The following is an 8,379-nucleotide window of genomic DNA, read 5'->3' as shown; positions in this document are numbered from 1 at the left end:
CTCTTGAAAGGTGCTTTGAATATTAGACTGATTTAGACCTTGTCCGTCTAGCGCCAAAAACTGCTTCAACATCTCTGATACAAATTCAAAGACAAAAGTCATCAGAAAGAGAAAGAGCCATCCTGTTAAGACGCCAAAGAAGAATTTCCTTTTAGTCTTTCTAATCTCATTCCATTGTTTGATCAATCTATCCTTAAACAAGAAAGAGCCATATAGAGCTAGTACTACATAAACTAGATAATTTGCAATAGCAGATGGCATCAAGAAAGCCAGCAATTTAACTCCATCAAATACAAAGAGAACTGTATAGAGAATCGCAAAAATCAGAATTCCCTTATTTTTGTTAGACATCACTTAATTCCCCTTCCATTGACAATCATTCTCGTGGTCGTCAATCAAACCTGCTGCTTGTAGAAAAGATAAAACGGCAACTGGGCCTGTGAACTTGAAACCTTGTTTTTTTAGATCTTTAGCTAATTTTTCAGACAAGGCTGTTTTAGCAGGTGCTAGGTGATAGTCAGGAACATCATTCACGATGGTTTTCCTCTCAACAAAGGACCAGAGATAGGCATCAAAAGAGCCAAAGGTTTTCTGTACTTGTAAAAAGGCTTGGGCGTTAGCGCGTGTAGCAAAAATCTTGGCTCTATTTCTGATGATGGCTGGATTCTCCAACAAGGCTTCCAATTCGTAGTCAGTCATTTCTGCGACTGCTTGAATTTGATAACCATAAAAGGATTCTCGGAAAGCTTGGCGTTTGTTGAGCACCGTTTCCCAAGACAGGCCTGCCTGATAGGTTTCCATGCACAATAACTCAAACAATGCTTGGTCATCATGGAGGGGCTGGCCCCACTCCTCATCATGATAGGCGATATAGAGAGGATTGGTCATCTTGACCCACGAACAACGTTTTGTCATGCTCTGCTCCTATTTGACCAACATTTTAAGGGCCGACTTGATATAGTTCTCAGCTGTATCTGTCGTTCCTTCAAAGAATTTCTTGATTTTCTTGAGCTCGGTTGCCTTGTAGCCCAGTGCCAACATGGCCTCCATAGCTTCTTCCAATTCTTGATTTTCAGCGCTAGCTTGCACTGCCACCTTAGCAGGAAGGTCATCACTAGCCACGACTACCTTGCCTTCCAAGTCCAGCACCATCTGCTGGGCTGTTTTCTTGCCAATTTTAGGAAACTTGGTCAAGTAGGTGATGTTCTTGGTTTCGATGGCTTGAACCAAGCCAGCATTGTCATCGGCAGCGATAATAGCAAGAGCTGATACAGGACCGATCCCAGAAACCGAAATCAGACTGAGAAAAAGCTTTTTCTCATCTTCTGAGCGAAATCCATAAAGTAGATGGGCATCCTCACGCACGACCTGGTGCACATAAATTTGAGCTTCTTGATTAACCTGCCCTGAGTAGGCATATGGATTGGCCACATGCAGGATATAACCGATACCGTTGACTTCAAGAACAATGTATTTAGCAGTGATTTTGGTAATGATTCCTTTAAGATATTCGTACATAATTTTTTCTCCCTTATTTTGCCTATCTAGTATACCATATTTCCCCAAGACAGACTGCAACAAAAAGTGCAACCTCTGGTTGACAAATAGTACAGGAGATTGTATTCTCATTATAAGTAAAAATTGTTAGGATAGAAGTAGAAAAAGGAGGATAGAATAATGATACTCGCAGAAAAACTATTTGAACTCAGAAAGGAAAAAGGTTGGTCCCAAGAAAAGCTAGCAGAACAAATCAATGTTTCTCGGCAAAGCATCTCCAAATGGGAGTCTGGACAAGTACTTCCTGAAATCGAAAAAATCATTGAATTAAGCAAGATTTTTCAAGTAACAACTGACTATCTCTTACTGGATGAAAACTTTGAAAAAGGTTCCACGGCAGTGATTTTGGAGGAAGATAAGGATAAATACTATAAAGAAGTTAAATCCTTTGGCCTCTGGCAAGTGATTTATATTTTCGTCTTAGCTCTGGCTATCTATCTCTTTTTAGCCGGTTCTAGTTTCCCAGCCGATTTCACTGCTTGGATCTGGCTAACCTTCGTTCTCTTAATCGCTTCTGCAATTGCTATTAACAAGGCGCTAAAGATTAAGCAAAAGTATCTGGACAAGGTTATAGGCCTTGATGATTTTAAGAAAGAAGGTGCTAAAGATGAAACTAAAAACTGACAATCCCATACCTATCAAAACTCGTCTGAAAGAGCTGATTGGAGACTGGCTCTTTATCTCGGGCTACCTCATTTCTTTATTTTTACTAGCTATGGGCTTTTATAATCTGGTTCTAGGGGGCATTCCTGTATTCACTGAAGCCCAGAGCCAACTTCTGGCTTTTTCTAGCTCGGTTCTGCCCCTAACTATCATCTTTGCTTGGCTCGACTATAGAAAAGGAAGTTTTGGCAAGCGTTGGGCAGGTTTACAGCTGATTTACAAGCATAGGAGCCTTTCCCACAGCCTTTTGCGCTCTGCTATCAAGTTTTTCCCTTGGCAGTTGGGACATATGGGAGCTATTCGTAGTGCTTATCAAGCAGATGCTCTGTCAATTTTCTTGTCAACTTCAGCAGGGATTCTCTTCTTGATCTTTCTGCTGATGGGACTGCTTCGCAAGGACAAACGTCATCCAGCTGATTTGCTTGCTGGAACACAAGTTCAGCTCAAAAATTCAAAACAGCTCTAGTTCGATGACTAGGGCTGTTTGATCTTCTATACAGTTTAGTATTTCCCCAACTCCCGCAGGCTAGTATGATTTTCCTGAATGCGACGGAACATTTTTTCCATATCCGACTTGGTGAAATGCACCAAAACAGGACGTCCGTGGGGACAGTTATAGGGATTGTCACATTGAGAAAGCTGATAGAGCAGCTGTCTAGCTGAGTGGTCATCGATACGATGGTTGGCCTTGATAGACCGTTTGCAGGACATCATGATAGCCAGCTCTGCCCGGTATTTCTTGATAGAAACCTCCTTGGTCAAGAGGAGCATGTCGCACATTTCATAGATGCCTGATTCAATCTCTTCTTCTGCCATCCAAATAGGATGTTCACGCAGGATAAATTGATTTTCTCCGTACTCTGCTAGAAAGACCCCAACTTCCTCCAAAAGTGCCATTCTTTCCTTGAGACGAAGGGCATCATCCGCTGGAAATTCAAAGATATAGGGCACTAGGAGTTGTTGTTGACTTTGGTCAACATCGCCAATGCTTTCACGATATTCCTCATACTTGACCCGTTCCTGAGCCGCATGCTGGTCTATGATATAGAGCCCATCTCTCCCTTGGGCAAAGAGATAAGTCCCGTGCATCTGGCCGAAAAATTCCAACTCTGGGAAGCTGGATGATTCTTCTCGCTCCAGCTTGTCATAGGCCTTATCGAGACTAGCTAAATCTAGCTCTGGATGGTCTAATTGGTCATAATTAGCTGGCTTTCTCTCTGCAAAATGCAATTTTGCTGGCTTGGTCAATTGGTCCAAGGTTTCCTTGGCAAATAGGGTTAGGTCCCTACCTTCCTCAGTTAATTCAACCTGATAATCAGCCACCTCAACTTGACTAGGTCTTGTCGGCTCAGTTTTCTCATAGTAGAGCGTATTTTCTTTGAGTGGGAGAATAGTTTGCTCCGCCTTCTCACGATTGCGCACGGTCGATTTGGCAAGATTTTCCAAGGCATCTGGTATCAAGGTTTGTTCCCTGAGACTGTTTGCAATAGCTTCTGAAACCAGCGTCATTAGTTCTTTTTCCTTGGAAATCCGCACCTCTTGCTTAGTCGGATGCACATTGACATCCGCTAGATAAGGGTCTATATGGATGTGAATGACAGCCAGTGGAAAACGGCCTACCATGAGCTTACTGCCATAGCCGTCTAGAATTGCACGATTGAGCAGGAAGTTCTTGATATAACGGCCATTGATGAAGAGGCTGATATAGTTGCGGTTGGCTCGGGTTAACTCAGGCAAGGATACAAAACCTGAAATTTCGAAATCTAAGTCAGAGTTCTCAATTTCAATCATCTTCTTGGCACTGGCTAAACCATAAATTCCCGCAATGGCTTGACGTAGTTGACCAGTCCCTGCTGTCCGCGTCATTTCCTTGCCATCACTAATCAAGCTAAAAGAAATCTCAGGATGGGCCAAGCCCAGACGGTTGACGATATCAATGATATGAGACAGCTCCGCTTGCTGGCTCTTCATATACTTGAGGCGGGCAGGCGTGTTGAAAAAGAGGTCCTCCACACAAACCTTGGTTCCCACAGGACTAGTCGCTGGGATGACTTCTTCTACTTCTCCTCCACGCGCGACTAACTTAGTCCCATGACTTGCACCATCCACCGCCGTTAACAGAGTCAGAACACTAACAGAAGCGATAGAGGGCAGGGCTTCACCACGAAAACCAAGCGTCCGAATTCGAAAGAGGTCTGCTTGATTTTTTATCTTACTGGTCGCATGGCGGCGCAGGGCCAATTCCACCTCATCGTGGGCAATTCCATGACCATTATCTGTGATTTGAATCTTCTTGAGACCAGCTTCCTCAATCTCAATGATAATCTGACTAGAGTCCGCGTCAATAGCATTTTCTACCAACTCTTTAACCACACTGGCAGGACGTTCGATGACCTCTCCTGCCGCGATCTGGTTTGCCAACACCTCTGGCAATTCAATAATATGAGACATTTTTCAGCCCCTTTCTGTATCTATTTTCCTAGCAATTGATTAGTGCTATTATACCATATTTCAGATAGGACAGAAAAGTTCCACCACATAGAAGCCAAATCCCTCCACATAGACAAAGTCTCTTGCCATAGGCTATAAAATAGTGTTTAATAAAAATATACAGGAAGTGATCACAACCTTGTATAACTGAAAAGGAGAGAAATTTATGAAAGTAGAACTACAAATTAGTGAAACTTACGAGGAGGAAAAACTAATTGTCCAAGCGCCTCAAGAGACCGAAAAAGTTCAAAAAGTCATCGAGTTCGCAGAAAATCTGGATCAAAAAGAAAAAATCAAAGGGAAAATCGAAGATCAGGTCTATCTAGTTGAAATTGGCAAGATTCAGCGCTTCTATATAGAAAATCGAAAGGTTCTAGCAGAAACTGCATCTCAGACATACAGCGTTGATTTACGGCTCTATCAGGTTCTTGAACTCTTGCCAAGCAATTTTATCCAAATTTCCCAGTCAGAAATCATCAATATCGACTCCATCTCTCACCTCAAGCTCACCCCCAACGGTCTAGTTGAAATTTTCTTGAAGAATGAAAGCTTCACCTACTCTTCACGCCGTTACCTAAAAACCATCAAGGAGAAATTAGAACTATGAAAAAACAAATCTTTCACGACGCAGCTGCTGGTGTCCTCATCGGCCTCATCCTCTCTATCATCTTTTCATTCATTTATGCACCAAATACCTACGCACCACTGAGTCCTGAATCTCTGATCGGACAAGTGATGGCTCAACATCAGGTTCACGGTGCCTTGGTCTTGCTCTACTGCACACTGATCTGGGCAGCTATAGGTATGCTCTTCAACTTTGGCAACCGCTTATTCAGCCGTGACTGGAGCATGCTTCGTGCCACTCTGACCCATTTTTTCCTCATGCTGGCTGGCTTTGTCCCACTAGCAACTCTGGCTGGTTGGTTCCCCTTCCACTGGATCTTCTATCTCCAGCTCATTATCGAGTTTGCGATTGTCTACCTCATCATTTGGGCTATTCTCTATAAAAGAGAAGCTAGAAAAGTAGACCACATCAATCAACTCTTGGAGCATAGAAAGTAAGAGCAATAATCCCACTCACAAATGCATGAGTGGGATTATTTTTATAGTTTCTGTTTTAACTCAACCAAGACATTCATGGCCTGCATGGGCGTCATGTTGTAAATATCCAATTTAGCTAATTCTTCCAGGATAGGATGCTCTACTGGCGCGTCAAAGAGTGAAATTTGTTCAGTGACAGCACTTGTTTGTCTCATGGGAGCCGGACTCTCTGTGCCCTGACTCTCCAGTTGGGTCAAAATCTTATCCGCCCTTGCTAGGAGGTCTGCTGGCAAACCAGCAATCTTAGCAACATGAATACCGTAGGATTTATCAGCTGGGCCTGGTTCAATCTTATGAAGGAAGGTGACTTGTCCATCCTGCTCCAAGGTTGCCACATGGACATTGACCAAATGTTCCAAGCTAGACTCTAGACTGGTCAATTCATGGTAGTGGGTCGCAAATAGGGTCTTGGCTCCGATATGCTCATGGATGTATTCAATGATGGACTGGGCAAGAGCCATCCCGTCATAAGTAGCAGTTCCCCGACCTAACTCATCAAAGAGAATCAATGAATCCTTGGTTGCATGCGAAATGGCATTATTGGCCTCCATCATCTCCACCATAAAGGTTGACTGACCTGAAACCAAATCATCGGCTGCTCCGATACGGGTAAAAATCGCATCAAAAATCGGCAAATGGGCGCTTTCTGCTGGCACATAAGAACCCAGCTGGGCCATCACCGCCGTCATGGCTAACTGACGCATGTAGGTTGACTTCCCACTCATGTTTGGCCCTGTAATCAGTTGAATACTGGTATCTTCTGCCATCTGAATCGTATTTGGAATATAGGTCTGAGCCCCCATGACCTTTTCAACGACAGCATGGCGCCCTTTCTGGATATCGATTTGTGAATCGTCACCAAACTCAGGTCGAATCAAATGCTGGGTTTCAGCCACAACTGCTAGACTCTGTAAGACATCAACCGTCGCAATTCCTTGAGCTAGAGCCTGCAAACGCTGGATGTACTTGCTGACTTCTTCACGAATACGCATAAAAATTTCGTACTCTAGGTTGGCTGACTTCTCACGCGCCTCCAGCATATCTCCCTCGATACGGGCTAATTCCTCGGTACCAAAGCGTTCTGAGTTTTTCAACGTTGCCTTGCGGAAAAAGTGGGATGGCACATTTCCCAGTTGCGAATTGGTCACATGGAAATAGTAGCCGTCCTTTTTATTGTAGTCAATCTTAAGCGTGCTGATGCCAGAGTTTTCCCGCTCCTTAGCCTCAATCTCAGCAATCCAGCTAGTCCCTTCTCTGAGCACACGACGGTACTTGTCTAAGGTCTCATCAAATCCCGTACGGATAATGCCACCTTCCGTAATCACATGAGGAGCTTCAGGAGCAATGGCAGCACTAATCAAGCTCTCCAACTCAGGGATTCCATCCAGTTGTTCGATGAGATAGGCTAGAGCAGGTTGCTCCATTCCTTCTAAAATCGCACGAATCCGTGGCACACTGGACAAGGTGGTCGCCAACTGCAAGAGATCCTTGGGATTGGTTTTGCCAAAAGAAACACGACTAGCCAAGCGCTCGATATCATAAACTCCCTTGAGACTGTCTGTCAAATCACTACGCTCAAAGAAGTGGTCAAGAAAGACCTGCACCACCTCTTGACGTTGAACGATTCGCTCCTTATCAATCAAGGGACGGTGAATCCAAGAACGCAAGAGACGCATGCCCATAGCTGTTTTGGTTTCATCCAAAAGCCAGAAAAGACTGCCTTGCTTCTTACCTGAACGGGCATTCTCAACTAAATCCAGACTAGCCTTGGTCGCATAATCCATCTGTAAGAAATCTTTGATTTCATAGCGGATAACTGGTTTGAGGTGGTTCAATTCCCGCATCTGAGTCCGGTGAACATACTGGAGGAGCTTACTAGCTGCTGCTTGCTCCACAGCTGCCAGTCGTGAATCCAGTAAATGAAGGTCTTCAAAGCCTACTTTTTCATAGGAAAGTACCAGATTCATCTGACGACTAAGGATTTGTTCTTCTTCCTCAGACAAGTCATAGCCCAGCACCACTTCTCGCGCCTTGAGATTACGGATTTCCCCACAAACCAGCGTGAAATCCAAAAGACCTGTCACATAAAAGTCACCAGTCACCAGATCCATATAAGCTAGGCCAAATTGATTGCCAGCACGGTCTATGGCAACCAAGAAATTGTTCTGACTGTCCGGCTTACTGCTATCGACCACTGTCCCTGGCGTAATAACCTGAACAACCTCTCGTTTAACAACCCCAACTGCTTGTTTCGGATCTTCCATCTGTTCAGCAATGGCTACCTTATAGCCCTGCTCAATCAAGACATCGATATACTGTTGGGCAGAATGATAGGGAACCCCCGCCATTGGAATCGGATTGTCCGCATTCTTGTTGCGACTCGTTAAGGAAATTTCCAGAATCTGCGCAGCATTAACCGCATCCTCATAAAACAATTCATAAAAATCACCCATCCGAAAGAGCAAAAAAGCATCTGGATATTGCTTTTTAATATCCACATACTGTTGCATACCGGGTGATAGCTTTTCTGTCGCCATTTTCCGTCTCTCCTTGTCAAAAATAAGTCTT

The 8,379-nt window shown here is 44.0% G+C and carries 8 protein-coding genes and 1 pseudogene; 4 read left to right on the top strand and 5 right to left on the bottom strand.

Going from position 1 to position 8,379, the window contains the following annotated elements:
• The 3 genes and pseudogenes from QZ565_RS01735 to ruvA form a co-directional block, all read right to left on the bottom strand.
• Positions 1–354, bottom strand: a pseudogene (locus tag QZ565_RS01735) (CPBP family intramembrane glutamate endopeptidase); the annotation flags it as partial.
• Positions 355–915, bottom strand: a complete 561-nt coding sequence (locus tag QZ565_RS01730; RefSeq protein WP_295524590.1) for a DNA-3-methyladenine glycosylase I — start codon at positions 913–915, stop codon at positions 355–357.
• Between the two features lie 9 nt (positions 916–924).
• Positions 925–1,518 carry a Holliday junction branch migration protein RuvA gene (ruvA, locus tag QZ565_RS01725; protein WP_125446709.1) on the bottom strand — a complete coding sequence of 198 codons (594 nt, stop codon included), beginning with the start codon at positions 1,516–1,518 and terminating at the stop codon, positions 925–927.
• A gap of 159 nt (positions 1,519–1,677) precedes the next feature.
• On the opposite strand from ruvA, the gene QZ565_RS01720 reads away from it, so the two are divergent.
• A complete protein-coding gene (locus QZ565_RS01720) occupies positions 1,678–2,181 on the top strand; it encodes a helix-turn-helix transcriptional regulator (RefSeq protein WP_295524587.1) in 504 nt (167 codons plus the stop codon).
• Positions 2,165–2,686: an RDD family protein gene (locus tag QZ565_RS01715; RefSeq protein WP_295524584.1), complete on the top strand. Its 522-nt coding sequence runs from the start codon at positions 2,165–2,167 to the stop codon at positions 2,684–2,686. Before QZ565_RS01720 ends, QZ565_RS01715 begins: the two co-directional genes overlap by 17 nt.
• Before the next feature lie 35 nt (positions 2,687–2,721).
• Here the strand turns inward: QZ565_RS01715 and mutL are convergent, their stop codons facing one another.
• The gene (gene mutL, locus QZ565_RS01710) at positions 2,722–4,671 is read right to left on the bottom strand and encodes a DNA mismatch repair endonuclease MutL (protein ID WP_295524582.1); all 1,950 of its coding nucleotides are present in this window, start codon (positions 4,669–4,671) and stop codon (positions 2,722–2,724) included.
• 205 nt (positions 4,672–4,876) lie between these two features.
• On the opposite strand from mutL, the gene QZ565_RS01705 reads away from it, so the two are divergent.
• Together QZ565_RS01705 and QZ565_RS01700 are read left to right on the top strand one after the other, a co-directional pair.
• Entirely contained in the window at positions 4,877–5,317 is a 441-nt protein-coding gene (locus QZ565_RS01705) for a LytTR family DNA-binding domain-containing protein (RefSeq protein WP_295524580.1), read from the top strand.
• Positions 5,314–5,772 (top strand): DUF3021 domain-containing protein, encoded by a 459-nt coding sequence (locus QZ565_RS01700; RefSeq protein ID WP_295524578.1) that lies wholly within the window; start codon positions 5,314–5,316, stop codon positions 5,770–5,772. The genes QZ565_RS01705 and QZ565_RS01700 overlap by 4 nt, the downstream gene beginning before the upstream one ends.
• Positions 5,773–5,813: 41 nt before the next feature.
• On the opposite strand, the gene mutS is transcribed toward QZ565_RS01700, so the two are convergent.
• The gene (gene mutS / locus QZ565_RS01695; protein WP_295524576.1) at positions 5,814–8,348 is read right to left on the bottom strand and encodes a DNA mismatch repair protein MutS; all 2,535 of its coding nucleotides are present in this window, start codon (positions 8,346–8,348) and stop codon (positions 5,814–5,816) included.
• Between the last annotated feature and the right edge of the window lie 31 nt (positions 8,349–8,379).

Source organism: uncultured Streptococcus sp. (assembly GCF_915066115.1).
GTDB lineage: Bacteria > Bacillota > Bacilli > Lactobacillales > Streptococcaceae > Streptococcus.
Note: the sequence above shows the minus strand (reverse complement) of the source record. Positions and strands in the feature narration are given on the sequence as shown.